The organism is Thermodesulfovibrio thiophilus DSM 17215, from assembly GCF_000423865.1.
GTDB classification, from domain to species: Bacteria; Nitrospirota; Thermodesulfovibrionia; order Thermodesulfovibrionales; family Thermodesulfovibrionaceae; genus Thermodesulfovibrio; species Thermodesulfovibrio thiophilus.
The window spans coordinates 61,753-87,219 of sequence record NZ_AUIU01000015.1 but is presented as its reverse complement, the minus strand read 5'-3'; the positions used below and the strand labels follow the sequence as shown (position 1 = coordinate 87,219).

At 35.2% G+C, this 25,467-nt stretch carries 25 protein-coding genes; 21 read left to right on the top strand and 4 right to left on the bottom strand.

Annotation, left to right across the window (positions count from 1 at the left end; translation table 11 throughout):
- Positions 1 to 12 precede the first annotated feature (12 nt).
- Together G581_RS0107165 and G581_RS0107160 are read left to right on the top strand one after the other, a co-directional pair.
- Complete coding sequence (locus tag G581_RS0107165) at positions 13 to 783, top strand: ParA family protein (protein ID WP_028845248.1); 771 nt, start codon at positions 13 to 15, stop codon at positions 781 to 783.
- Positions 764 to 1,603 (top strand): ParB/RepB/Spo0J family partition protein, encoded by an 840-nt coding sequence (locus G581_RS0107160; RefSeq protein ID WP_028845247.1) that lies wholly within the window; start codon positions 764 to 766, stop codon positions 1,601 to 1,603. The genes G581_RS0107165 and G581_RS0107160 overlap by 20 nt, the downstream gene beginning before the upstream one ends.
- Here the strand turns inward: G581_RS0107160 and G581_RS0107155 are convergent.
- Both G581_RS0107155 and smc read right to left on the bottom strand, forming a co-directional pair.
- Positions 1,578 to 2,936 (bottom strand): FAD-binding oxidoreductase, encoded by a 1,359-nt coding sequence (locus G581_RS0107155; RefSeq protein ID WP_028845246.1) that lies wholly within the window; start codon positions 2,934 to 2,936, stop codon positions 1,578 to 1,580. The genes G581_RS0107160 and G581_RS0107155 overlap by 26 nt on opposite strands.
- Positions 2,933 to 6,391 (bottom strand): chromosome segregation protein SMC, encoded by a 3,459-nt coding sequence (gene smc / locus G581_RS0107150; RefSeq protein ID WP_028845245.1) that lies wholly within the window; start codon positions 6,389 to 6,391, stop codon positions 2,933 to 2,935. Before smc ends, G581_RS0107155 begins: the two co-directional genes overlap by 4 nt.
- Positions 6,392 to 6,537: 146 nt before the next feature.
- Here smc and dsrA point away from each other — a divergent pair, with 146 nt between their 5' ends.
- From dsrA to G581_RS0107120, 6 genes are all read left to right on the top strand, one after another.
- Positions 6,538 to 7,746, top strand: coding sequence for a dissimilatory-type sulfite reductase subunit alpha (dsrA, locus tag G581_RS0107145; protein WP_028845244.1), 1,209 nt, complete (start codon positions 6,538 to 6,540; stop codon positions 7,744 to 7,746).
- Between the two features lie 24 nt (positions 7,747 to 7,770).
- Positions 7,771 to 8,871, top strand: a complete 1,101-nt coding sequence (gene dsrB, locus G581_RS0107140) for a dissimilatory-type sulfite reductase subunit beta (RefSeq protein ID WP_038065444.1) — start codon at positions 7,771 to 7,773, stop codon at positions 8,869 to 8,871.
- 68 nt (positions 8,872 to 8,939) lie between these two features.
- A complete protein-coding gene (locus tag G581_RS0107135) occupies positions 8,940 to 9,164 on the top strand; it encodes a hypothetical protein (RefSeq protein ID WP_028845242.1) in 225 nt (74 codons plus the stop codon).
- 86 nt (positions 9,165 to 9,250) lie between these two features.
- Positions 9,251 to 9,721, top strand: a complete 471-nt coding sequence (locus G581_RS10920; protein WP_051179003.1) for a CinA family protein — start codon at positions 9,251 to 9,253, stop codon at positions 9,719 to 9,721.
- The gene (gene ligA / locus G581_RS0107125) at positions 9,722 to 11,740 is read left to right on the top strand and encodes an NAD-dependent DNA ligase LigA (protein ID WP_028845241.1); all 2,019 of its coding nucleotides are present in this window, start codon (positions 9,722 to 9,724) and stop codon (positions 11,738 to 11,740) included.
- A gap of 1 nt (position 11,741) precedes the next feature.
- On the top strand, positions 11,742 to 12,182 hold the full coding sequence (locus tag G581_RS0107120; RefSeq protein ID WP_038065440.1) for a 23S rRNA (pseudouridine(1915)-N(3))-methyltransferase RlmH: 441 nt from the start codon (positions 11,742 to 11,744) through the stop codon (positions 12,180 to 12,182).
- Here the strand turns inward: G581_RS0107120 and G581_RS0107115 are convergent.
- Both G581_RS0107115 and gltX read right to left on the bottom strand, forming a co-directional pair.
- Positions 12,176 to 12,364, bottom strand: coding sequence for a Trm112 family protein (locus G581_RS0107115; protein WP_028845239.1), 189 nt, complete (start codon positions 12,362 to 12,364; stop codon positions 12,176 to 12,178). The genes G581_RS0107120 and G581_RS0107115 overlap by 7 nt on opposite strands.
- Entirely contained in the window at positions 12,354 to 13,751 is a 1,398-nt protein-coding gene (gene gltX, locus G581_RS0107110) for a glutamate--tRNA ligase (RefSeq protein ID WP_028845238.1), read from the bottom strand. The genes G581_RS0107115 and gltX overlap by 11 nt, the downstream gene beginning before the upstream one ends.
- A 304-nt stretch (positions 13,752 to 14,055) precedes the next feature.
- Here gltX and G581_RS0107105 point away from each other — a divergent pair, with 304 nt between their 5' ends.
- Genes G581_RS0107105 through G581_RS0107045 form a run of 13 tightly spaced genes read left to right on the top strand, consistent with a single transcriptional unit; the run spans position 14,056 to position 25,458 of the window.
- Positions 14,056 to 14,784, top strand: coding sequence for a flagellar hook-basal body protein (locus tag G581_RS0107105; protein WP_083962656.1), 729 nt, complete (start codon positions 14,056 to 14,058; stop codon positions 14,782 to 14,784).
- Between the two features lie 12 nt (positions 14,785 to 14,796).
- The gene (gene flgG / locus G581_RS0107100) at positions 14,797 to 15,585 is read left to right on the top strand and encodes a flagellar basal-body rod protein FlgG (RefSeq protein WP_028845236.1); all 789 of its coding nucleotides are present in this window, start codon (positions 14,797 to 14,799) and stop codon (positions 15,583 to 15,585) included.
- Positions 15,586 to 15,587: 2 nt separating this feature from the next.
- The gene (gene flgA, locus G581_RS0107095) at positions 15,588 to 16,262 is read left to right on the top strand and encodes a flagellar basal body P-ring formation chaperone FlgA (protein WP_028845235.1); all 675 of its coding nucleotides are present in this window, start codon (positions 15,588 to 15,590) and stop codon (positions 16,260 to 16,262) included.
- Positions 16,259 to 16,975: a flagellar basal body L-ring protein FlgH gene (locus G581_RS0107090; RefSeq protein ID WP_038065434.1), complete on the top strand. Its 717-nt coding sequence runs from the start codon at positions 16,259 to 16,261 to the stop codon at positions 16,973 to 16,975. Before flgA ends, G581_RS0107090 begins: the two co-directional genes overlap by 4 nt.
- 13 nt (positions 16,976 to 16,988) lie before the next feature.
- Positions 16,989 to 18,119, top strand: a complete 1,131-nt coding sequence (locus G581_RS0107085; RefSeq protein WP_038065431.1) for a flagellar basal body P-ring protein FlgI — start codon at positions 16,989 to 16,991, stop codon at positions 18,117 to 18,119.
- A 10-nt stretch (positions 18,120 to 18,129) separates the two neighbouring features.
- On the top strand, positions 18,130 to 18,879 hold the full coding sequence (locus G581_RS11685) for a M23 family metallopeptidase (protein ID WP_051179001.1): 750 nt from the start codon (positions 18,130 to 18,132) through the stop codon (positions 18,877 to 18,879).
- 30 nt (positions 18,880 to 18,909) lie between these two features.
- Positions 18,910 to 19,209 (top strand): flagellar biosynthesis anti-sigma factor FlgM, encoded by a 300-nt coding sequence (gene flgM, locus G581_RS10910; protein ID WP_051178999.1) that lies wholly within the window; start codon positions 18,910 to 18,912, stop codon positions 19,207 to 19,209.
- Positions 19,193 to 19,639: a flagellar protein FlgN gene (locus G581_RS0107070; protein WP_028845232.1), complete on the top strand. Its 447-nt coding sequence runs from the start codon at positions 19,193 to 19,195 to the stop codon at positions 19,637 to 19,639. The genes flgM and G581_RS0107070 overlap by 17 nt, the downstream gene beginning before the upstream one ends.
- A 1-nt stretch (position 19,640) precedes the next feature.
- Complete coding sequence (gene flgK, locus G581_RS0107065; RefSeq protein ID WP_028845231.1) at positions 19,641 to 21,290, top strand: flagellar hook-associated protein FlgK; 1,650 nt, start codon at positions 19,641 to 19,643, stop codon at positions 21,288 to 21,290.
- A gap of 1 nt (position 21,291) precedes the next feature.
- Entirely contained in the window at positions 21,292 to 22,692 is a 1,401-nt protein-coding gene (flgL, locus tag G581_RS11680; RefSeq protein ID WP_051178994.1) for a flagellar hook-associated protein FlgL, read from the top strand.
- 2 nt (positions 22,693 to 22,694) lie between these two features.
- Entirely contained in the window at positions 22,695 to 22,916 is a 222-nt protein-coding gene (gene csrA, locus G581_RS0107055; protein WP_028845230.1) for a carbon storage regulator CsrA, read from the top strand.
- Between the two features lie 5 nt (positions 22,917 to 22,921).
- Positions 22,922 to 23,332: a flagellar assembly protein FliW gene (gene fliW / locus G581_RS0107050; RefSeq protein WP_028845229.1), complete on the top strand. Its 411-nt coding sequence runs from the start codon at positions 22,922 to 22,924 to the stop codon at positions 23,330 to 23,332.
- Positions 23,329 to 25,458: a methyltransferase domain-containing protein gene (locus G581_RS0107045; RefSeq protein ID WP_028845228.1), complete on the top strand. Its 2,130-nt coding sequence runs from the start codon at positions 23,329 to 23,331 to the stop codon at positions 25,456 to 25,458. The genes fliW and G581_RS0107045 overlap by 4 nt, the downstream gene beginning before the upstream one ends.
- The last annotated feature ends 9 nt before the right edge of the window (positions 25,459 to 25,467 follow it).

Here is a 25,467-nt window from a genome sequence, read left to right as displayed (position 1 = left end):
TTAAAATAAACAATGGGTAAAATAATAACAATAGTTAATCAAAAAGGTGGGGTTGGTAAAACAACAACAGCTTTAAATCTTGGAGCCTGTCTCAGCATTGAAGGGAAAAAAGTTCTTCTTGTTGATTCAGATCCGCAGGGAAATCTCTCAACAGGAGCAGGCATAGAAAGGTCAGAACTTGAGTCCAGCCTTTATGACCTTTTTTTAGACTCTGCATCTATAGATTCAGTTATCACTAAAACAGCTTTTGAAAATTTATGGATAATTCCATCAACAATAGACCTGGTTGGAGTTGAAGTTGAGCTCATACAGAAAGAAACACGAGAGTTTCTTTTAAGAAATATTTTAGTTCCAGTAGTTTCAGATTTTGATTATATTTTAATTGATGCGCCACCGTCTTTAGGACTTTTAACGCTTAACTGTCTTGTATCTGCAACCTCCATTCTCATTCCCGTGCAATGTGAGTATTATGCACTGGAAGGACTTGGATTACTTATAAAAACATTTGAACTTGTTAAAACCAAGCTGAATCCTCAACTTCAAATTCAAGGCATTCTTCTTACAATGTTTGACAGCAGAAACACGCTTTCGAAACAGGTTGCAGAGGAAGTAAGACGATTTTTCGGTAAAAAAGTTTATAATACAGTGATACCAAGAAATATTACTCTGGCAGAGGCTCCAAGTCATGGAAAACCAGCTGTTTTCTATGATATAAGGTCAAAAGGATCGCAGAGTTATTTAAGTTTTGCCATGGAGTTTTTAAATGAAGAAAGCACTCGGTAAAGGGCTGGATGCATTAATTCCCAAAAAAGAAGACACTCTTATTGAGATTGAGATAGAACGAATACTTCCTGGTACATCTCAGCCAAGAACAGGTTTTAATGAGGGGTCATTAAAAGAGCTTGCACAATCAATTAAAGAGAAGGGAATTATACAGCCCATTGTTGTCTCAAGAGTTGGCGATGGAACATTCAGGATAATCGCTGGAGAACGTAGATGGAAGGCAGCTAAAATTGCAGGGCTTGAAAAAATTCCCGCTGTCATCAAAGATGTCTCCCCTAGAGAGGCAGTTGAGATCGCACTTATTGAAAATATTCAAAGAGAAGATCTTGACCCTGTAGAAACTGCTTCAGCTTTTGAAAGACTTCTAAGAGAGTTCGACATAACTCAGGAGGAGTTATCAAAAAGAGTTGGAAAGGACAGGGCTACAATTGCAAATTATTTGAGGATACTTAAACTTCCTGAGGAAGCAAGAGAATATCTAAAAAATGGTAGTCTAACAGTCGGTCATGCAAAAGCGATACTGTCCATTGAAGACCCTCAAAAGCAACTTGAAGCTGCCAAAGTAGTGATAAAAAAATCTTTATCAGTCAGACAGACTGAGGAACTTGTAAAAAGAATGAGCAAACCTCAGGCAGTAAAAGCAAATACAGAGATTCCTGAGATCAAAGATCTTGAAGACAAGCTGATAAGTGAACTCGGAGCAAAGGTGAAAATTCTTCATAAAGGCAAAAAAGGCAAACTCGAGATATTTTACAACTCCCTTGATGAACTTGATGGGATACTGCAGAGGATATTCAAAAAATCTTTCCTGGATTCATAACTTCCTTTGGATCAAATACTCTTTTGATTGCTTTCATAAGTTCAAGATGCTGTCTTGTTAACTGTATTTCAATATATGGCTTTTTTGTTATCCCAATGCCATGTTCTCCTGAAATAGCTCCTTCAAAACCAACTGTTAGCTCAAATATTTTTTTTGCAATCTCAAAGCCTTTCTGCCGATATTCCTCATCACCTTTGGTTACCAAAATATTTACATGAATATTGCCATCTCCTGCATGGCCAAAAGAAATAATCGGAATTCCAGAATTTTGAGAAAGTTCTTTAATACTTAAAAGCATTCTGGGAAGATTATCAATGGGAACAGTAATATCAATGTTGATTTTTTCTTTATCTTTCATCTTTAAAATGCATGGAGAAATACTTCGTCTTGCATGCCATAAGTTTTCCTTTGAATAGTAGTCTGTTGCAATCTGAGTTTCTCCTCTAAATTTTCTTGCTATATCAACTATTTTCTCAGCCTGCCTTTTAATTGAAGTGAGTTCTCCATCAACTTCAACAAGAAGTAGTGCCTCCACATCTGCTGGTAACCCGAATTCTCTATTTTCTTCAATCATCCGAAGACATAAACTGTCGAGGAACTCAAGAGTTCTTGGGATAATTCCTGTTCCGATAGTTTTTGCAATAAACTCTCCTGCATCCAAAAGATTTTTAAAACTTATAAGAAGCGTGATGACCTCTTCAGGTTGTGGCAGAACTCTGAGACTTACCTTTGAAATTATGCCAAGTGTTCCCTCTGAACCAATAAAAAGCTCTTTTATTTCATATCCTACAACCCTCTTAACAGTTTTTCCACCTAAACTAAGCACATTGCCGTTTGAAAGGATAACCTCGAGCTCCATTACATAGTTTCTTGTAACACCATATTTTATAGCTCGTGGACCACCTGCATTTGTTGAAACATTTCCACCAATTGTGCAGTACTCAAGGGATGCAGGGTCAGGTGGATAAAAAAGTTCATGAATTAAGAGTTCCTTCTGGAGATCTCCGTTTATCACTCCGGGCTCAACAGTTGCAATAAGGTTTCGAGTATTTATATCAACTACATTGTTCATTCTTTCAAGACTGATAACAATGCTTCTTGAATTAACAGGAATAGTTCCTCCTGCCATACCTGTTCCAGCACCTCTTGGAACAATTTTTAAACCCCTGTTTATTGCCCATTTTACAATTCTGACAATTTCTTCTGTATTTTTAGGCCAGGCAACAACTTCTGGAATTGTGCCCTTTCCATATGAAGCATCATAGCTGTAACAGACCAAATCTTCTTTTTCATCTGAAATATCAATACCATTAATTAAATTCAAATCTTTCACAAATATACCTCTGCTTCACGTAATCCAAGAGAAATCACAGTTGATACCCCTTCCTCCTGCATCGTAACTCCATATATGTAATCTGCCAGTTCCATCATGAGTTTATTATGAGTAATAACCAGAAACTGAGTTTTATTGCTCAATGCTTTTATCATATTCCGGCATCTCAAAGTGTTTGGGTCATCAAGTGGTGAATCTATTTCATCGAGAATGCATACTGGAGAAGGACGAATTGAAAGACAGGCAAATATAAAAGCCAGTGCTGTAAGAGTTTTCTCTCCACCTGAAATAAGATTTATATTATTGGTTTTTTTGCCAGGCAGTTGAACCTGTATCTCAATCTCTGACTCAAGAATATTGTTTTCATCAGTAAGAACCAGGTCTGCTTTTCCGCCACCAAAAAGTTCACTAAACAGGCTATTAAATTTCTCTTTGAGCAAACTGAATGTTTGTCTCAGGGTTTTTCTTGTAAGTGAATTAATCTTCTTTATTGCTTCCTCAAGCTCCTCAATTGATGTCATGATATCTTTTTGCTGGATAATTAAAAAATCATATCTTTCTTTTACTTCTTCATACTCTCTCAAAATTTCAACATCTACAGGTCCTATTTCTTTAAGTTGAAGCGCAAGATGAGTAATTTTTTGTTTGATTGCTTGAAGATCTTCTGCTGGTTCAATATCTTCCTTAAGAATATCAATCCCGTAACGGTTATAAATCTCATTCCAGAGGTTTTCAAGTTTCAATTTTGTCTCTCCCACAATAGCTTTCTTTTCACCTGTTATTGTTGTAAGACTCTGTAATTCCTGGTTCAACTTCTGATAATCCTTATCAAGCTGATTGAGAGAATTTTTATTATTGTTAAACTCTGTCAGAAGAGTTGCCTTTTGTTCTGTTAGCCTTTGTATTTGTTCAGAAACAGTTGCAATTTGGCTGCTTTTTTCTTTTATTTCTACTTCAATTTGACTAATTCTTTTAGTGTTTTGTTCAATCTCATTTTGATTCCTTTTTTTTGTATTAGAATTTTTTTTTACCTCTTCATTAAGTCTGTCTATTTCACTTTTTTTGGCATTGAGTCTCTCTTTTATTGTGGACATACTCACTCTCTTCTGTGACAACTCTTCTTTTATTGCATTATGAATGTTGGATGTCTCCGCCTGAAGATTTTTCAATTTTTCAATTTTTTCTTCGACATCAGCAATAGAATATGATATATACTCAATTTCTGACTGAGTCTTTGTTATTAATTCTTTATTCTGCTCAATCTCATTATTTAAAGCTTTTTCTTCGTTTTCCATGTATGTGATTTTCTTTTTTGTTGATTCTATCTCATTAAGACAATTTCTGTATCTGGCTTCTGTATGGATAATTTCTGTCCTGATTTGCGAAATTTTTTCTCTTTTGTTTTCAAGTTGTTTTATGAGTTCCTGTTTTTTAATCTTAATTTTTTCAATATCATTTCCGATGCTTTCAATTTGATAGAATATATCTAATTTTTCTCTATTTAGTTCTTCAAGCATTCTTTTTTTTACAAGAATACTTTCTCCTTTGCCTGTTTTAATAAACCCTTCTGCAAAAAGCACTTCACCGTTCATTGTAATAAAAGAAGCATGCGGTAAAAATTTTTTAAGCTGTATAGCCTCTTTAAGGTCTTCAACAATCAAAACATTATCGAAAAAATTTTTGCTTATTCCATTTTCCTTGATTTTTACAAATTCCTTCAGATACTTTAATGGTCTTTCTGTCAGCATAAAATCATTAGAGCTGACAGTACCCTGAGAAATATTTTTCAGAAAAAAAATTTTTTTATTTCCTGTATCTTTGATTTCATCAATATTATCAACTACTATTGCTCTGAGTTTTTCATCAAAAAAACTCTCAATTAATTCCTCCATATCAGGAGTTACATCTATACATTCAAAAAAAAGTTTACATGTTCTGTCCTCTTCCCATATTTCTGACTCAAGTGCCTGTATTTTGCCATTTATAACAGCTTCAAACTGCTTTTTCTCAATAAGCAACTGTGCTTTTTCTTCCAATTCCTTTTCTAAACCTATTATCTCTTGCTTTAGTTTGTCCATTTCTGAAGTTTCTGTTTGAAAATTTATGTTAAGACTCTGAATTTTTTCATTCCTCGCTTTAAGTTCTTTTTCAAAGGATATAACTTTTAGTTTTGTTTCTTTAATTTTTTGTTTGAGAATATTAGTTCTATTCTGTGCATTTTCAAAGGATTTTTTTATTGACTGATAGTGGTTTTTTTTATTTACAAGTTCAGTAGAAAGATTGAAAAGATTTTTTCTATCTTTTTCTAACTCTATCTCAACTTTTTCTAATTCTTTCTGAGACTCTAAAATTGTTTGTTCCTTATCAATTATTTCTTTTTGAAATACAGTTATGCTTCCCTCTATTTCACTACAAAGAGCTATAGAATCATTAAGTTGCTGTTGTATTTTTTCTATTTCAATACTCAATGTGGAGTTTTCTTCTGTCAGCCTTACAATCTGCTCTCTTTTATTTTGTAGCTCCATGGAACAAAGAGCGATTTCTTTTTCTAATTTCGCCTTTTCAACTTCAAATTGCCTTATCTGTCTGTCAACATCCTGGATGGAGATTTCCATTACTGATATCTGATTTTTTTGCTGACTGATACTTCTTATAATTTTTTCAATTTTATCTTTAAGTTGTGCATGTTTCATTTCAAGGCTTTCAATTTCAGCATTGAAATTATTTAATTCATCAACAAAGCAGAGGGTTTCTTTTTTTGAAGCTCTTAGCTCTAAGTTTTTCAACTCTCCTGATATTTTCTTATACTTTTCAGCTTTTTTTGCCTGCCTTTCAAGCAAAGAAAGCTGTTTTCTGATTTCTCCGATAATGTCTTCAAGCCTCTGCAAGTTCTCTTTCGACGATTGTAGCTTTGTCTCAGCTTCTGTCTTTTTTAATTTATATATCGAAATTCCAGCACACTCTTCAAGAAGAGCCTTTCTCTGAGCAGGTCTTGTAAGAAGTTCATTTATTTTTATCTGATCAATTATTGCATATGTCCTTATATCAACTCCTTCAGAAACAAAAATTTCTTTTATATCTTTAAGACGAGAATGTTTTTCATTAATAATAAAATATGATTCCCCTGTTCTATAAAATCTTCTCTTTATTTCGATTTGTTCTTTTTCAGGTTCATTCCCATTTTCTGACTTCTTTTGAGTATCCAAAAGAATGCTCACTTCAGCTATACCTTTTTCTCTTTTTGACGCTGAACCCTGAAAAATTACTTCTTCCATCTTTTCTCCTCTAAGGGTTCTGGGATTATGCTCTCCAAGAATCCATCTGAAGGCATCAACAATATTGCTTTTACCCGCTCCATTTGGTCCTACAAAGCAGGTTATTCCTTCATGTATCTCTATTTTCGTTCTTTCAGGAAAAGATTTAAAGCCGTTAAGCTCGATCCATCTTATCTGCATTTTAGTATTTTATCTTATTTTTCATTTAAAAGCTTTAATGTTAGCATAAATTTTTTTTATTTGACCAAAGAACTATAACTATTTTACTGTGTATAGACATTAAAATTTATGGTATAATTTTAAAAAATCACAAGCAGGAGGAAGCTATGACGAAGAAGTATGAAACACCTTTATTGGATGAGCTTGAAAAGGGTCCTTTCCCGAGTTTCGTCACTGAAATCAAAAAAGCAGCTGCTAAAAATTCAATGGCTGCAGATGAACTTGGTCAGTTAGAAAAAAGTTTTAGAGACAAAGTAACCTACTGGAAGCATGGAGGAATTGTTGGTGTCAGAGGATACGGTGGAGGAGTTATTGGAAGATACTCACAATTAGCAGATGAGTTTCCAGGAGTTGCTCACTTTCACACAGTTCGTGTAAATCAGCCATCAGGATTATTTTATACTTCTGAGACAATCAGATTTATATGCGATCTATGGGACAAATATGGAAGCGGTCTGACAAACTTCCATGGTTCAACAGGTGATATGGTTTTATTGGGAACAGTAACTGAAAATCTTGAACCTATTGCCACAGTTTTAAGCATTAATGGGTTTGATCTTGGCGGTTCAGGTTCTGCAATGAGAACTCCAAGCTGTTGTCTTGGCCCGGCAAGATGTGAATGGTCAATGATTGATACTCTTGATATTACATATGAGTTAACTCAGGAATTTCAGGACGAGCTTCACAGACCTCAATTTCCATATAAATTTAAATTTAAAATAGTTGGTTGTCCTGTTGATTGTAATGCTTCAATAGCCCGTGCAGACTGTTCTGTTATTGGAACATGGAGAGGAACAATTGAGATAGATCAGGATGCAGTAAAAGACTATGCTAAAAAAGGCATGAACATTCAGGAAGAAATAGTAAATATGTGCCCTGGACAGTGTATAAGTTATAATGAAAATGGCCTTAAAATAAATAATTCAGACTGCCTACGTTGTATGCACTGCATAACCAGAATGCCTCATGCATTAAGACCAAATGGCGAGAAAGGTGCGACTATACTTATTGGTTCAAAAGCACCTTTTGTTATAGGCGCTACACTATCATGGGTAATAGTTCCATTTATGAAAATGGAGCCTCCTTATGATGAATTGAAAGACCTGACAAGAAAAATGTGGGATTGGTGGAATGAATATGGAAAGAACAGAGAAAGAATTGGAGAACTTATAATTCGCCGTGGAATGAGAGAATTCCTTGAAGTATGCGGACTTGAGCCAACACCTGAGATAGTTAAAGAACCAAGAAGAGATCCATTCTGGTTCTGGACAGAAGAAGATCTATCCAAGAAGCCATGGGAAACTTATATAAAATAACGAGAATAAAAGGAGGAAAAAATTATGCCTTATGTAATTCCTGATGTAGTTGATGTAAAACAAAGAAAAACAGATATAGGATGTCCACATTATAAGAATTTTTTACCACCGGTAATTCAGAAAAACTATGGTGACTGGAAAACGCATGAAATATTAAGCCCTGGCTTAATGGTTCATATAGCAAATTCTGGAGATAAAATCTGGACAGTAAGAGTTGCATCTCCAAGGATTCTAAGCACGGTTACATTAAGAGAGATTGCAGATATTGCTGAGAAGTACTGTGGTGGATATTTCAGATTTACGACAAGAAATAATATAGAATTTCTTGTTTCTGATGAAAGTAAAGTTCAGCCTCTAATTGATGAACTTAAAGCTAAAAAATACATGATAGGTGGAATTGGTTCAAGAATAAGCAATATTGTCCATACTCAGGGATGGGTTCACTGTCATTCTGCAGCAGTTGATGCTTCTGGATTGGTTAAATCTTTGATGGATGAACTTGCTGATTACTTTACAACAAAAGAAACACCAAATAAAGTAAGACTTGCTGTTGCATGCTGTACAAATATGTGTGGTGCAGTTCACTGCTCAGATATAGCTTTTGTTGGAATTCACAGAAAGCTTCCAAGAATAGACCATGATACTTTTAAAAACGTCTGTGAGCTTCCAACTACAATGGCTGCCTGCCCAACAGCAGCAATAACACCTGATCCAGCAAAAAAATCAGTTAAAATTAATCCTGAGAAATGTATGTACTGTGGTAACTGCTTTTCAGTATGCCCTGCATTGGAAATTGCTGACCCAGAGAATGACGGAGTTGCAATAGTGGTGGGTGGAAAGGTTGGTAACCTTAGAAGTCATCCAAAATTTTCTAAACTTGCTATTCCATATTTACCAAATAATCCACCAAGATGGCCAGAAGTTGTCAAGGCAACAAAGATAATTCTTGATGCCTATATTGCAGGTGCTAGGAAGCATGAAAGAGTTGGTGAATGGATAGAGAGAATTGGGTGGGAGAAATTCTTTGCTGTAACAGGATTGCCATTTACATTCCAGCATATTGATGACTGGACAATTGCAAGAGAAACATTCAGAACTACAACACAGTTTAAATGGGTTAAATAATTAAGAATAAAATAAGGAGGGTATGTATTACCCTCCTTATTAATTTTTTATGAAAGGAGAGTTTTTAAATGGACAAAGAGGAGCTTAAAAAACAGATTTATAATCTTATAAAAGAATCCGCAGGTAAAAAGAAATACAAACAAAATGATATTATTAAACATTTCAGGCAGCAGGGATTAGCTGATGCTCAGATAAAAGAAGCAATCAGAGAACTCATTGACGCGGGAGACTTAATTTATACATACTTCGGTGGAAGTTACATAGAACTTGGAGAAAAACGCCAAGGCGCTTAATAAAGTTGTATTACAGCTATCTTAATAAAAAAGGAGGATTAAAATCCTCCTTTTTTATTATTTTTTAAGTTTGCTATAATTTACTCATGAATAAATTAAGTAATCTTGCAACAGAGATTGTCAAAAAATTATCAGAAAAAAATAAAACTCTTTCAATAGCTGAATCCTGTACAGGAGGCCTTATAAGTTCCACAATTACAGATGTTCCAGGAGCAAGTAAAGTTTTTAGTGGTGGAGTTGTTGTTTACGCCACAGAAATGAAAAAAAAGATTTTAAACATCAACGAAGAAGTCTTCAAATATGGAGTAATTTCACTTCAAATGGCTGAAGCTATGTCTAATTCAATAAAACATCTTACAGGCTCTGACTACTCAATTGCAACAACTGGAAATTTAGGTCCTGACACAATGGAGGGAAAACCAAAGGGACTTATTTACATAGCTGTTGCAACGCTAAAACAAAATTATACCATAGAATTAAATCTTGATAACGATAGACTTTCAAACAAAAAAGAAGCTACATTTAATGCATTGAAACTTCTTGAAAAAGTTTTATAGATGAAAGAAATTCCTGAAGAAATAAAAAAAGAGATTGAAAAGCTTGTCAAAGAGCTAAACTATCATAACTATCGCTATTATGTTCTCGATAGCCCTGTTATCTCAGATGAAGAGTATGATATGATGCTAAGAAGACTCAAAGAACTTGAGGAACAATGGGGGTATATACTCCCTGACTCGCCAACACAGAGAGTTGGAGCATCACCTTCAGAGAAATTTGAAAAGGTGGAACATCGTGAACCGATGCTTTCTCTTGATAATGCTTTTTCCATTGAAGAACTAAGAGAGTTTGACGCAAGGATAAAACGTCTTCTCGGAACAAATGAGTCTATTGAATACACTGTTGAACCCAAATATGATGGCCTTGCAGTTGAACTTTCCTACAAAAATGGAGTTTTTTTTAAAGCGGGTACTCGTGGTGATGGATATGTCGGTGAAGACATTACTCAGAACATTAAAACGATAAAAGCAATTCCATTGAGAATTGAAGGAGTGGATAAAGTTCCTGATGAGATTGACATAAGAGGCGAAGTTTACATGAATATTGATGAGTTTGAAAGGATAAATAAAGAACGACAGGAACGCGGAGAGCCTGTTTTTGCAAACCCGAGAAATGCAGCATCAGGCTCCGTGCGTCAACTTGATCCTTCTATCACAGCCAGAAGAAAACTTCATATGGCATGCTATGGAATTGGTTACTATTCTGGAATAGAAATTAAATCTCAGTTTGATTTTATAGAATGGCTACGTAAAGCACGATTTCCTATTCCAGCATATATTAAAATTGCAAGAGGAGTTGATGAAGTAATAAATGCCATAAAAGAACTTGAAAGAATACGTCAGACATATCCTTTTGAAACTGATGGAGCAGTTGTTAAAGTCAACGATTTTGAGCTTCAGAAGCGTCTCGGAACAAAAACAAGAGAGCCAAGATGGGCCATTGCCTATAAATACCCGGCACACCAGGGTATCACAAGACTTATTAATATTTTATCCAGTGTTGGACGAACAGGAGTTATAACACCTGTTGCAATTCTTGAGCCTGTAAGAATTGGCGGAGTCACTGTATCAAAGTCTACACTTCACAACTGGGATGAGATAAAAAGAAAGAATATCAAAATTGGAGACTACGTCATTGTTGAAAGAGCAGGTGAAGTAATTCCACATATAATCGGAGTTGTTATTGATCGTAGAACAGGCAATGAAACTGAACCGGAGGCTCCAGCACACTGCCCAATATGCGGGGCAAAGATCGTTAGAGAACCAGGTGAGGTTGCTCTTAAATGCATTAACCTTAACTGTCCTGCACAGGTTGAAGAACGTATAAAGCATTTTGCATCAAGAAGAGCAATGAATATTGAAGGATTAGGAGATAAAACAGTATCACTTCTTCATGAGAGAGGACTAATAAAAAATTTTGTAGATATTTATAAACTAAAACAGGATCACCTGAGAGATCTTCCAGGCTTTGCCGAACTTTCATCAAAAAAACTAATTGAAGCCATTGAGCGCAGCAAGAGAACAACTCTTGCCAGATTCATCTATGCTCTTGGAATCAGTCAGGTTGGCGAGTATGCTGCAAAACTTCTTGCTGAACATTTCAGAACAATTGAAGATCTGTACCATGTTAAGATGGAGCAACTTATTAAAATTCCACAGATTGGAGAAAAAACTGCCCGAGCAATTGAACAGTTCTTTAATAATGAAGAAAACCTTGAAGCTATTGATGAACTTAAACGAATGGGATTGACAGTTGAAAATCCAGATTATCAGGAAAAAGAAAAACCTTTGCCCATTAAGGGTCTTACTTTTGTTATAACAGGAACGCTTCCAAGACCAAGACATGAAGTTCAGGAAATAATTGAACAAGCAGGAGGAAGGGTGTCATCGTCTGTTTCTAGAAACACTGACTATCTTGTTGTCGGAGAAGACCCTGGCAGCAAACTAACAAAAGCGCAGGAACTTGGAGTAAAAACAGTCTCATTTGAAGAACTTCTGAAACTTATCAGGCAGGATTAATTTGTATAGAATAAAAATTCTCTATCCAGGTAAAACAAAAATCAGGTTTATTAAAGAAGGTATAGAACACTATTTTAAGCTACTATATGCCTATGCGAAAATTGATATCATCGAACTTAAAGAAGCACATGGAGAAAGACAAAAGGTCATACAGGAAGAATCGAAAACCATACTAAATAGAGTAAAAAATGAATTTATTCTTCTTCATGAATCCGGTCAATTATTTAATTCTATAGAGTTTGCAAAATTAATAAAAAATAAATCATTTCATCAATTTGTTATTGGTGGAACTTATGGAGTAAATGATGAAGTTTCTAATGCATCAGAATTAATAGTTTCCCTTTCACCATTAACATTTACTCACGAGCTGACAAGACTCATATTGCTTGAGCAGATTTACAGAGCAATGACAATTATTCATGGAAAAAGCTACCACTATTGAACTAAATATTCTCTACCAAGTGGCTTAGCCTCATCAATTAAAAGAATAGGAATATCTTCTCTCACTGGATAGTAAACATTGCATTTTATACAGACAAGCCTTTCTTTTTCCTGTTCATAAATTAAATCATTCTTGCATTTTGGACAAACTATAATTTCAAGCAATTCTTTATCAAGAGACATCTATAACCCTCCTTAACCTCTTAATCGCTTTTTCCTTACCTAAAATTTCTAAAACTTCGTATATTCCCGGACTTACAGTGCTTCCAGTTATTACAACTCTCACTGGTTGAGCTACTTGACCAAGCTTTAAATTTTTCTTATTCACCATGTCCATGAAGATCTTTTCAATATTTGGTTGAGTGAATTCATCAAGTGATGCAAGTTTCTCTGTAACCTCCTTAAGTATCGGAATTGAATCAGAGTTTATATACTTGGCTTTTGCCTTTAAATCAATATCAACATAATCAAGAAGATAATATCTCATAGCATGCGCAAGTTCTTGAAGGGTTCTACATCTTTCTTTGAGAGATTTTATGGCCTTACATGCCCAGCTTATATCTACTGATTCGTTTTCCTTTAAATACCCTTCTTTTATCAAAAAAGGTTTGACCTTTTCAAAAAGCATTGCTTCATCTGTAAGTTTGATATACTCACTGTTTAACCATAACAGTTTTTCAGGATTAAAAACGGCGTTTGCCTTTCCAACATTTTCCAGGCTGAAATATTTAATCAATTCCTCTCTTGTGAATATTTCCTGGTCACCATATGACCAACCCAGACGAACAAGATAATTAACAAGAGCCTCTGGAAGGTATCCCTCATCTCTGTAAGAAAGAACAGCCGTTGCTCCATGCCTTTTACTTAAACGTGATTTGTCAGCACCAAGAATCATTGGAATATGAGCAAAAGCAGGAAGTTCCATGCCAAGCGCATGATAAATATGGATCTGTTTTGGAGTGTTATTAAGGTGATCCTCTCCTCTTATTACATGAGTAATTTTCATATCAAAGTCATCAACAACAACGCAGAAATTGTATGTGGGAGTTCCATCACTTCTTAGAATTACAAGGTCTTCAATCTCGCTATTTTTAAATATTACCCTGCCTTTAACAAGATCATCCACATATGTCTCTCCTTCAAAGGGCATTTTAAACCGAATTGCAAATGGTTTATCAAGAACTTCTGTTAGACTTCGACATCTACGATCATATCTTGGAGTTTTGCCTTCTTTTAAAGCCCTTTGCCTTCTTTCTTCAAGCTCCTGAGGACTGCAGTAACAACGATATGCTTTGCCTTCTTCAAGAAGCTTATAAGCTATCTTCTGATATATTTCCATCCTATCAGTCTGTCTGAATGGTCCTTCATCCCAGTCAAGACCAAGCCATTTCAATGCCTCAATAATTGATTCAATATACTCTTCTGTTGAACGAGACCTGTCTGTATCTTCAATTCTCAAGATAAAGTTTCCATTGTTATGCCTTGCAAAAAGCCAGTTAAAAAGAGCAGTTCTTGCTCCTCCAATATGTAGATGTCCTGTTGGACTCGGTGCAAATCTAACTCTTACCACAATTCCTCCTGCTTTTATTCAATAATTAATCAAGAAATTAAAATATGTTTAATAACTTTAGTATATCACAGTAGTCTCAATTAATTAAGCAACGTAGCCTGCAAATACTAATAAATTTAGTTCATAACTTAATAGTACAACTAAACATCTGGCATATATCTTTCATAATAACGTGTTTGCTTAAAAATTCCTTCAAGGAAAATTTTTCCTATTAATAGAATGCTCTAATATTTATGATTTCTTAAATTTTTCAATAAATTATCATGATTAATTAATGGCATAAATATTGCTATTTTTAAATAGCATGTACAAAGGCATATACATATCGATGACTGGAATGATGATGAGGGAAAATGAACTTTCCTCTGTTGCAAACAATCTTGCAAACATCAACACTACAGGTTATAAAAGGCAGAGTTTTTCAAGCAAGCTTTATCCTCTTCTCTCAGGAAAACCCGCTGAGCTCAATGCTATTTATCATAATGCTCGTGCTCAGACATATTTTGGTGGACAGTATATTGATCTGTCTCAGGGTTCATTAAAGCAAACACGCAATCTTTTTGACTTTGCTATTCAGGGAGAGGGATTTTTTGCTGTAAGGCAAGGCAATCGCATTATATATACCAGAGAAGGTTCCTTTACAAAAGATAAAGAAAACTATCTAATTACACATGCTGGATTAAGGGTGCTTGATGAAAATAATAATCCAATAATACTTCCAATAGTTGATAAAGACAGAATTGAAGTAGGTCAAGATGGAAGTATTTTTGTTGATAACAACCTTGTTTCAAGACTAAAGCTCGTCAGGTTAAATAATGTAAAACATATCGGACAATCTCTTTATGAAGGACAAGAAGCAGGTCAGGCAACCGGACAAATTCTTCAGGGCTGGATAGAGAGTTCAAATATAAATCCAATGAATGAAATGGTTCAGATGATTCAGGCAATAAGAAATTTTGATTTAAGTCAAAGGCTAACTACTAATTTTGATCAACTTGCCCAGAGAGCTGTAAGTGAAATCGCAAGAATATAAAGGAGGCAAAAGATGTTAAGGTCACTTTTTACAGCAGCCACAGGAATGTATGCACAGCAGTTAAATCTTGATGTTATTTCTCATAATCTTGCAAATGTGAACACAACTGGCTACAAGAAAGGAAGAGCAGAGTTTCAGGACTTGCTCTATCAAAATGTTATTAATCCAGGTGCACCATCTGATGATGGAACTCAGTATCCAACAGGAATACAGGTTGGACTCGGTGTGAAACCTGTTGCAGTGGCAAAATTTTTTACACCTGGTGATTTAGTTAACACGAATAATGATCTTGATTGGGCTATTCAGGGAGATGGATTCTTTCAGACAACGCTGCCTGATGGAACAATCGCATATACAAGAGCAGGAAACTTTAGAATCGACAGAGATGGGAGGATTGTAACTAATGACGGTTATCCTCTTGAACCAAGCATCACTGTTCCAGAGGACGCAACAAAACTTACAGTTGGTGCTGACGGAACTGTTACAGTGCTTCAGCCTGGAACTGTTGCTCCAGTGGAAATTGGAAGAATTGAGCTTGCAAGATTTATTAATCCTGCAGGATTACAGGCAATTGGTAAAAATCTTTTTCTTGAAACAGATGCATCCGGAACACCTACAACAGGAACTCCGGGATTAGAAGGAAGAGGAACAATTGTTCAGGGTTTTTTAGAGATGTCAAATGTGAACATTGTTGAAGAACTTGCAAATATGATAATTGCCCAGAGAGCTTTTGATATTAATTCTAAAGCAGTGCAGACCTCTGATGAGATGTTACAGACCGTAGTAGCGCTTAAGAGGTAGCCATGAAATATTTTAATCTTTTTATTTTCACTATTTTATTATCACTGCTTTCAATCTCTACGTCGCTTGCTTTCGATACTTCTATATTGGCAAACATGCTTGCCAGAGAGATAAAAAAGTCAGCTATCAACAAGGAAGTTCGGGTTGACCAGATCAAATTTATTGCATTTCAACCTCAAGAAAGCTGTCTTCCAGAAGATTTAAAAATCAGGGAAATAAAAAGACCAAGCTCCGTTGAATTCACCTTTAACTGCAATAAAAGACAGTATAGAGCAATTGCAAATTATGACATTTTGACTGTTATTTACGTTGCTCAAAAACCTCTAAGAAGAGGTGATACAATTAATGAAGACGATATTATAGGAATAAAGCAACCTGTAAGTAGAATTCCTTTCGGAGCTATTACCAATAAAGAGCTCATAATTGGTAAAGTTTTAAAAAGAACTCTTGCTCAGGGATTAATTATTAAAGAGGAGCATCTTTACCCTGGAATACCTGTTAAAAGAGGTAGCAAGGTTAATGTAATAATAAATAAAGGACAGGTCACAATAATGACAGAAGGTGTTCTTAAATCTGACGCAATAGTTGGAAGCAATGCCCGAGTCCGATGCCTTCAAACTGGCAAGGAAATTGTTGGGAAGTTAGTGGATAAAGATAAAGTGAGGGTATCGCTATGAAAAAATTATTATTAATTTTGCCTGTCTTCATCATATTTCTGTCAGCATGTTCAGAGCTTAAAGAAGTAAGAGACATTAAAAATGCTGGAATGCCACCAAAGTATTATCCAGAACCTCCTCAACAAGTCGCATCTGAAGGCTCTTTGTGGAGAAATAGTGCTTCTCTTTACGAAGACAATAAAGCTCGGAGGGTAAATGATTTAGTTACAATCATAATAAATGAGAGCACATCTGCTCAAAAAACAGCCTCAACAAATGCATCGAGGAACTCTTCAACAAACTATGGTCTTGATACATTTCTTGGTATGAATACAGATTTTAACATTCAGACATGGCCGCTTATAAACGGACTTTACAGAGGAACAAATGTTTTTTCTCCAAATATAAAAGGTTCTGCACTGAGTGATTTTAAAGGAGATGCTGACACAGAAAGAGCAGGAAAGATTACAGGAACCATTACTGCCAAAGTAGTAGAAGTTTTACCTAATAAAAATCTTGTTATTGAATCACGTAAAGAGGTTATAGTTAACAATGAAAAGGAAATACTGGTGCTCAGAGGCATTATAAGACCTGATGACATAAGTCAGAGCAATACAATTTTGAGTCAGTATGTTGCTGATGCTCAAATATATCTTGTTGGTGAAGGTACTCTGGGAGATAAGCAATCACAGGGATGGCTTGTAAGATTACTTGATAAAATATGGCCCTTTTAAACGGAGGCTGAAAATGATTGATAAAATAATAAAATCTATTTTTAGTCCAATAAATCTTACAATCACGATACTGATCATACTGTTATTTACAACCTCAGCTTTTGCTGAGAGAATTAAGGATATTGCAAACTGGGCAGGAGTACGAGAAAACGAACTTGTTGGATTCGGACTTGTGGTTGGTTTAAATGGAACAGGAGATAAAGATGGGACATATTTTTACCAGCCCATTGTTAATATGATGAAGAGAATGGGTATTACACTTAATGCCAGAGATTTAAAAGGTAAAGTTAAAAATGTTGCTGCAGTTATGGTCACAGCAAAATTGCCAACCAATGTAAAACCAGGTTCAAAGATAGATGTTCAGGTTTCATCAATTGGTGATGCAAAAAGTCTTCAGGGAGGAACTCTTCTGATGACTCCTCTTACAGGTCCAGATGGAGAAGTATATGCATTAGCCCAGGGTCCAATTTCAATTGGTGGATTTATTGTTGCAGGTCGTGGTGCACGGGCAATAAAAAATCACCAAAACGCTGGTTCTATTCCTGAAGGAGCTATTGTTGAAAAAACTGTTCCAGTTAATCTGAATGCAAAAAATGAGCTTCAGCTTCTATTACAATTTCCTGATATAACTACTGCCACCACAGTAGCTGATAAAATAAATCAAACTTTTCAATCAGGTGTTGCAAAAGCTATAGATTCTTCAACAATTTCAGTTAATGTTCCACCAAGATATAGAGGAAGTGTTCTTGATTTTATGACTGAGGTTGAAAAAATTGACGTAGTCACAGATCAACCAGCTCGTGTTGTAATTAATGAAAGAACAGGTACTGTTGTTATCGGCTCTCATGTCAAGATTGCTTCCACAGCTCTAGCTCATGGAGGTTTAACAATTACAATAAAAGAAACACCAGAGGTAGTTCAACCGCCTCCTTTAGCTCCTGAAAGAGCAAGAACAGAGATAGTCCCAAGAACAGAGGTTACAGTTGAAGAAAAGAAAGCCTCTCTGGTTGAGGTAGAAGGCTCAACAGTTGGAGAGCTTGTTAATGCACTGAATACTCTTGGAGTTACACCAAAAGATTTAATATCCATACTTCAGGCACTTAAAACAGCAGGGGCTCTTAAGGCTGATTTAGTGATAATGTAGGGAGGACATTATGACACAAATAACTCTGTCGCCAGCAAAACAGGAAACTTCTCCTCAGATAAAAGAGCTATCAAAAAAGATAGAAACACTTTTTCTGAGTGAACTTTTAAAAGTAATGTTTGAAAGCACGTCTCTGGCTAAAGAAAAGACAACCTCCACTTATATGACTGCTGTTATTCCTGAAGTTGCACAGATGATGGCTGAAAGAGATTTAGGAATTGGAAAATTTTTAACACAAAATCCGGCTTTTTTTAATAACATAGCAAAGAATCAAAAAATTGAACTAAATCCCTCTCAATCTAATGAACAAAAAATTGAAAAACCTTCAAAATTATCTTTAAATTTATCATCAAAGTTTTCTTCTTTACCTATTTCTGGAAAAATCACGTCATCATTTGGATTGAGAATAGATCCCATAGATGGGAAAGTAAAACATCATAATGGAGTTGATATAGCTGTTCCTACAAAAACAAAAATAAAGCCTGTTTCGTCTGGAAAAGTTATTTATTCAGGGTACAGCAAGGGATATGGAAACTGCATTATAATAGAGCATGATGACGGACTTCAGACTGTTTATGCTCACAACTCAAAGAATCTTGTTAAAACTGGAGATACAGTTAGTCCTGATAAAACAATTGCTCTTTCAGGTTCAACTGGAAGGACCACAGGTCCTCATCTTCATTTTGAAGTTCGCAAAAATGGGAAACCTATAAACCCAATGGCTATGATAAATAATTTAGAAAAATCGTCGATTTCATAAATATAAACTATCAAAAAGGAGGTGTTTAAAATGATAGGAGGACCAGTAAGAATAGATGGAATTATACCAAATACGCAGATAGCTCCTGAAAAATCTCAAGGAAAGACATCTGAAAAAAGGGAAGAAGTCCTAACAAAAGACCAGGTTACAGTTTCTGAATCAGCAAAAAATATATCAAGACTTATGGTTGAAACAAGCAATATTCCAGATATAAGAGCAGATAAAGTTGAAGAGCTAAAAAATGCTATAAATTCAGGAACTTATGAAGTTAAAGGAAGCGAAGTTGCAGGGAAAATAATAAAGGAGGCGCTAATTGACAAGCTTGCATAAAGAGCTTGTGAACATTCTTGAAAAAGAAAAAGCTCTGCTTGGCAATCTGTACAGCATTGTTTCAGAAGAGAGAGACGCTATTGTTGGACTTAAATCTGCAGAGCTTGAAAGAATACTCAGAGATAAGGAACAGGCTCTTGTGAAACTGTCTTTGTGGGAGGAAGAAAGAGAGAAACTTCTTAAAAAACATGGACTGAATGGTAGCTGTCTTTCTGAAATTTTAAAAAATGCTGATAATGAGGAGTCTGATGAAATATCCCGGCTTCAAGAACTGTATAAGAATATGAAAACTCTGCTTTGTGCAATTGCTGAAATTCAGAAGATAAACGAACAACTCATTGATCGCTCAATTGTGCATATTGGAACAGCAGTGAAATTTCTTGAAAGTTTCGGGATAACTGCCAGACAGAACTTCTCCAAGGAGGTATAGAATGGGGCTTACAGCTCTTTTTGATATTGGAAAATCTGGAATATTAACCTATCAAAAGGCACTGGAAGTGACCTCTCACAATATAGCGAACGCAGCAACTGATGGATACACAAGACAAGATGTTATACTTCAAAATATTACATCAGGGATAGTAAGCACTTCAGGAGTTTCAGGTAGTGGAGTAAAGATTATAGATATTCAGAGAATGTATGACTCCTTTATAGATCTGCAGCTCAAGACTGAAAGTTCCAATCTTACATACTGGAATGTTTTTCAGAATGGGATGCTAACGCTTGAAAATATTTTCAATGAAGCCTCTGATGATTCAATGGGCAATTTAATAAATGACTTTTTTAATGCCTGGCAGGAACTCAGCCAAAATCCTTCAGGAACAACTGAACGGAATTTGCTCCTCGATAAAGCAGATTATCTTACAAAACGAATTAAGATTTCCTATCAATCTTTAATTGAAGAGAGAGACGAAATCTACAAAGATACGCAGAACCTTGTTGATCAGGCCAATCAATATATTGATCAGATAAATGCGCTTAATGAAAAAATTGCGGCAAATCCTGGTGCCCTCGATGCAAAAGATCAGAGAGACAATCTTGTTAAACAACTCAACGACATTGTCAAAATTACATACTTTGAAGACAACTTCGGAAGATACTCTATTTTAGTAGGTGGAATGCCTCTTGTTGATGGAGGGAAAGCTTACCAGTTAAGTGTAGGACTTGATAACAACACTCAAAATATGAAGTTCAGTCTTCAAATGGGTTCAAGTAATGTTGATGTTACAACTTTAATCCAGGGTGGGAAACTAAAAGCCGGGATTGATTTAAGAGATAATGTAATTCCAGAGTATATGAATAAACTTAATATGTTTGTTTTTGACTTAACAGAAGCAATTAATGAACAACATAGATCAGGTTATGGTCTTGATGGTTCAAGTGGGAATAATTTTTTCAATTCGCTTTATGATTTAACAATTTCAAATGGTTCATATTCAGATATGGCAATAAACCTCAAAGATATAAATACAAGCACATACGATAAATATCAAATTCAATTTGATGGTACAAATTGGACTGTCAACGATTTAACCACAACTCCTCCTACATCAGTATCTCCTACTGTGACTTCATGGACAGAAGGAACTGACACTTACTACAAATTAAGTTTCAATAACATAGAAATAACTTTGAAAAATCCTTCAGCAGATCTTAATTTTACATATCAAATAAAATCAAACCCTACTATGTATTCAGAAGTTGCAATTAATGATATAAATAAAATTGCAGCAGCCGGAGAGAATCCAACAGGCTCTACAAGTGGAGTAATGGATAATGACAATGCAAGAAAAATTTATAATTTACTCAATAGTTCAATAATTGGCAATTCCAATCCTGTTGATTTTTATAGATCAATAGTTTCTGAAATCGGTGTTTACTCATCCAGTGCGCAGACTCAGAAGAGTTTTCAACAATCCCTTGTCCAGCAGATAGATCAAAAAAGACAGGACATCTCAGGAGTAAGCCTTGATGAAGAAGCTGTAAATCTCGTTAAGTATCAGAAGATGTATGAAGCATCTGCAAGGGTAATAAAAGTTGCAGATGAAATTCTAAAAACATTATTTGATATGGTGAGCTAACATGAAAGTTACAACAAATTTCTTTTATGAAACATTTGTGGCCAATCTTAACAAACAGCTTGACGCAATGTATAAAGATCAACTACAACTTGCAACAGGAAAGAGAGTTCTTTCTCCGGGCGATGATCCAGTTGCAATTTCAAGAATTACTAAATACAAGTCAGAAATTGCCGCACTTGATGAATATCAGAGAGTTATTGATACTGCAAAAAATTATAATTCTGCTATTGAAACAGCTATTGAAGACCTTAAAAACATGGTTATACAGGCAAAACAGTATGCTGTTCAGGGTTCCACAGACACACTTTCAGCTACAGGCAGACTTGCTTTGGCAGATGATGTCAACACATTAATTCAGCGCAGTATTGACACAGTAAACACAAAAATAGGAGGAAGATATATATTTGCCGGATATAAAGGCGATACACCTCCTGTAAACGCATCAACAGGAGTTTATGAGTCTGATTCAAATCTTCAATATCTTGATATAAACTCTTTTCTTGACGTACCTGTAAATTTACCAGCTTCGAAATTTTTCACTTATGTAGGGGCTTCAACGCAGGTGTTTACGCCATATAATCAAACAGACACAGGTAGTATTCATGATGTTGATCCTCTTTCTGCATTGTTGATGTCCAGGCCTTCAGGTGGTGCTATAATAGATCCAACAACACCATTTACAACAAATGGGGGGACGCTCACCATAAAATTTGCTGACAATAACCCGGTAGAGGTTACAATTGGTGCTCCTGCTTCTTTAAATGATGTAAGAGATGCAATCAATTCTCAGGCAGGAGATTATGTTAAAGCATGGGTTGTGAACACAGGTACATCCACTGTACCAGACTATCGTCTAGTAATTAATAGTATGCCAGCTGGAAAGTCGGATCAAATCAGAATCTCTATAAACACAACAGATGCAGCTGGGACAGGACTAAATCTCTTATCTTACAGCCCTGAAACAGGGTCTGCGACTATGACAGTTGAAAATAACATAAATGGTTACAATTATATCACAGACGCAACAGATCCCAATTACTACAGCTTTAATAACAACTACCTCAATGAAAGCAACTACCTGAGGGCAGTTTATTTTCTTAAGGTTGCTCTTGAAAACAATGATCAGGGAAAAATTCAGAAGGCAGTTGATTATATGGATAAAATATCAGACAATCTTTATAAACAACAATCTATTATTGGAGCAAGACTCAGTAAAATTGAGAGTATTACTGACTACAACCTTGATATTAAAACAAACACTCAACAGTCTCTCTCAAATGATCAGGATGCTGATGCTGTTCAGGTAATCTCAGATCTTACTCAGAGAATGAGTGTTTTACAGGCATTAAGAGTAACATTTACAGATTTCTTCCGTAGTAATCTTTTTGATTTTCTGAGTTAATAATGCTTGTTCTGACAAGAAAATCAGGCCAATACATAAGAATTGGCGATAATATTATAATAAAAATCATCGATATTGATGGCTCTCAGATTAAGATAGGAATTGAAGCTCCAAAGGGGATTCAGATTTTCAGAGGAGAGCTTTATGAAAAACTCAGAGAAAGTAATATTGAGGCACTGAAATCTTCAAAAGAGATAAAACTGGATGACATTATAAAGGAGTGAACTTTATGATTAAGCTTAAATCAGAGCGTTTTGGAGAGATGGTAATTGATGAAAATAAAATAATAAATTTTCCAGCAGGAATTCCAGGAATTCCTGGTGAAAGATTTATTCTCCGTGAATGTCTTGATCCGGTTAAATGGCTTATTGCAGTTGATGACCCTGACGTAGCAATACTTGTTATACCTCCATTTAAATTTTTTCCAAGCTATGGATTTGAAATCAGTGATGAAATTGCATCAGTACTTGACGCTGAGACAGAAAACGAACTTGATGTTTATGTTGCTCTGCTAAAATATAATGATGGTGTTGCTGCAAATCTTAAATCTCCGTTTTTGATAAACAAAAACAAAAAAATTGGAGTTCAGATTCTTCTTGAAGATGAACAATACAATTTTAAAGAACCAATAAAAAAATGAAAATCTGGAAGGCAAAAGATAAAATTGATTTTAATTTTAATGATTACAACTTTAAAATAAAACCAGGAGATAAGTTCCTTTTTGCTGATGATGTATTCAATGCACTGCCTGAACCTGTAAAATCAAGATTTGAACAGGCACATAGCGTACTTCCTCCATTTTATAAAGGTGAGCCTTTAAATGGTAAAACTCTGCTTGTAATAGCTCAAGCAGCAATTGGTGATGCACTGTGCATGACTCCTGCCTTACGGGAAATCAAAAAAAAATATCCCGATATAACGCTTAATGTTACAATTTCAGGCAGAGCAAAACCTGTGCTTGAGGGATTACCATACATTGATAATCTTCTTCCAATGCCTGTTTCATTCAAAGAAGTTGCAAAAGCAGATTACATTGTAAAAACAATCGAGATGGTTAATACTCCACAGTTTGACAACCTGAGCCTGATTGACTACTTTCTCTGGAAACTCTGTATATATAAAGCAGATGAAGAAACTCCTGATATCAATGTTGACGAAGCTGTTCTGAATGAAATGAAAGAAGTTTTTGATAGAATAAAACAGGCTTCTGGTGGTAAAAAGGTCTTACTTTTTCATTATCTTGCATCTTCAGTACACAGAACACTGCCACCTAAACTACTTAAAGAAATTGAAGATTTAATCTGGGATGAGTATGTACCTGTGATTTGCTCTTTACCAGATGAAGATATAACTGTTGAGACAGCACTTGATGTTTATGGTATCAGAGCGGCGAATTTATCAGTTTTCATGAAAAATATAAAATATCTGATAGCCTCTGTATCTTTATCTGATGCTGTTATTACAGCAGATACAGCAACACTTCATATAGCTGCAGGACTTAAAAAACCCACAGTGCTTATTTCAGGACCTATAGATGCAGAACTGAGAGCTTCAAACTATCAGACTGTAATACCTCTTGCACCAAATTATACCGGACAGAGCTGTGTCTCCCCATGCATGAAGCATGCAACAGAAGGACCCTGCATAGAAGCACAAATTAAAAGACAGTTTTATAGTCCCTGCATAGAAAGTATACCACCGGATGTTATTTATTTTGCATTGAAAGATGCAGAATTACTTAGAGTCAAAGAATATCCAAAGCCGCAAAAATGCATTGTCTGCGATTTTGCGGGTGATATTCCACTTTTTGAAGTGATAAATGGTTCAAGAGTGTTTGAATGTCCTTCCTGTGGACTTCATTTTACATATCCAATGAAGATTATGGATTACGAAGATGCCTACAATAAAAATCATAAGGATCTTCTGAGTTATGGCAATATGGCATATGACTCATATCAAAATGTTGAACAAGAAAATATAGAAGTTGAAAAATGGAGCAGGACTCCAAGATTCAATGTTTTGTTACCAATTCTTTCTCAAATTCCAAAGGGAAGACTTTTTGATATTGGCTGTTCAACAGGATTTTTCCTTCTTATTGCAAAAAAATTTGGTTTTGAACCATATGGAATGGAAGCATCTGAAAAAGCTGTTGAAATTGCAAAAAATACAAATAAACTCAATGTAGTGCAGGCTCTGTCTTTTGATGAGCTTTCAGAAGATTTTAAAAGAGCTTACAACATTATCACTGCTTTTGAAGTGCTTGAACATGTTTACGAACCGATGAAGTTTTTAAAAGAAATCCACTCCCTTCTTGATGAAAGTGGAGTACTCATATTAAGTTGCCCTCCTTTTTATAAATTTGAAAACACAGCTAAAGGATACAGAAAATATAAATGGTGGTATAATGACTATCCACCTCATCATGTAACAAGATGGAAACCGTTCACACTTCATTACGCTCTTAAAAAAGCTGGTTTTGATGAAGTGCACATATTTACAGAGCCATTGATACCTGGCACAGTATTGGAGGGAATCACTCCTTCAGGTTTTGATCTTAAACTGCCTGATGGACAGGTTATAGATGTTAACGCTAATGTTACAAGAACAATATTACTCGGAACCCTAACCCCGCTTTATCTTAATTCCAGACTTCTTGGTAATTTTCAATATGCAATAGCTGTAAAAGGTAAAAACCCTATCAACTTTGAAGAACTTATCAAAAAAGCCATCAAATACTCCGCTGTTGAAATAATATGGGGTAGATAAGATAAAATT

Excerpts from the sequence above, each read along its gene's own strand:
- G581_RS0107160 (WP_028845247.1), top strand. The coding sequence starts at position 764 with ATGAAGAAAGCACTCGGTAAAGGGCTGGATGCATTAATTCCCAAAAAA.
- smc (WP_028845245.1), bottom strand. The coding sequence starts at position 6,391 with ATGCAGATAAGATGGATCGAGCTTAACGGCTTTAAATCTTTTCCTGAA.
- G581_RS0107115 (WP_028845239.1), bottom strand. The coding sequence starts at position 12,364 with ATGTCTCTTGATAAAGAATTGCTTGAAATTATAGTTTGTCCAAAATGC.
- fliW (WP_028845229.1), top strand. The coding sequence starts at position 22,922 with ATGATTAAGCTTAAATCAGAGCGTTTTGGAGAGATGGTAATTGATGAA.
- G581_RS11685 (WP_051179001.1), top strand. The coding sequence starts at position 18,130 with ATGACACAAATAACTCTGTCGCCAGCAAAACAGGAAACTTCTCCTCAG.
- flgM (WP_051178999.1), top strand. The coding sequence starts at position 18,910 with ATGATAGGAGGACCAGTAAGAATAGATGGAATTATACCAAATACGCAG.
- G581_RS0107090 (WP_038065434.1), top strand. The coding sequence starts at position 16,259 with ATGAAAAAATTATTATTAATTTTGCCTGTCTTCATCATATTTCTGTCA.
- G581_RS10920 (WP_051179003.1), top strand. The coding sequence starts at position 9,251 with ATGAATAAATTAAGTAATCTTGCAACAGAGATTGTCAAAAAATTATCA.
- dsrA (WP_028845244.1), top strand. The coding sequence starts at position 6,538 with ATGACGAAGAAGTATGAAACACCTTTATTGGATGAGCTTGAAAAGGGT.
- dsrB (WP_038065444.1), top strand. The coding sequence starts at position 7,771 with ATGCCTTATGTAATTCCTGATGTAGTTGATGTAAAACAAAGAAAAACA.
- G581_RS0107085 (WP_038065431.1), top strand. The coding sequence starts at position 16,989 with ATGATTGATAAAATAATAAAATCTATTTTTAGTCCAATAAATCTTACA.
- G581_RS0107165 (WP_028845248.1), top strand. The coding sequence starts at position 13 with ATGGGTAAAATAATAACAATAGTTAATCAAAAAGGTGGGGTTGGTAAA.
- flgG (WP_028845236.1), top strand. The coding sequence starts at position 14,797 with ATGTTAAGGTCACTTTTTACAGCAGCCACAGGAATGTATGCACAGCAG.
- csrA (WP_028845230.1), top strand. The coding sequence starts at position 22,695 with ATGCTTGTTCTGACAAGAAAATCAGGCCAATACATAAGAATTGGCGAT.
- flgL (WP_051178994.1), top strand. The coding sequence starts at position 21,292 with ATGAAAGTTACAACAAATTTCTTTTATGAAACATTTGTGGCCAATCTT.
- flgA (WP_028845235.1), top strand. The coding sequence starts at position 15,588 with ATGAAATATTTTAATCTTTTTATTTTCACTATTTTATTATCACTGCTT.
- ligA (WP_028845241.1), top strand. The coding sequence starts at position 9,722 with ATGAAAGAAATTCCTGAAGAAATAAAAAAAGAGATTGAAAAGCTTGTC.
- G581_RS0107105 (WP_083962656.1), top strand. The coding sequence starts at position 14,056 with ATGTACAAAGGCATATACATATCGATGACTGGAATGATGATGAGGGAA.
- flgK (WP_028845231.1), top strand. The coding sequence starts at position 19,641 with ATGGGGCTTACAGCTCTTTTTGATATTGGAAAATCTGGAATATTAACC.
- G581_RS0107135 (WP_028845242.1), top strand. The coding sequence starts at position 8,940 with ATGGACAAAGAGGAGCTTAAAAAACAGATTTATAATCTTATAAAAGAA.
- G581_RS0107045 (WP_028845228.1), top strand. The coding sequence starts at position 23,329 with ATGAAAATCTGGAAGGCAAAAGATAAAATTGATTTTAATTTTAATGAT.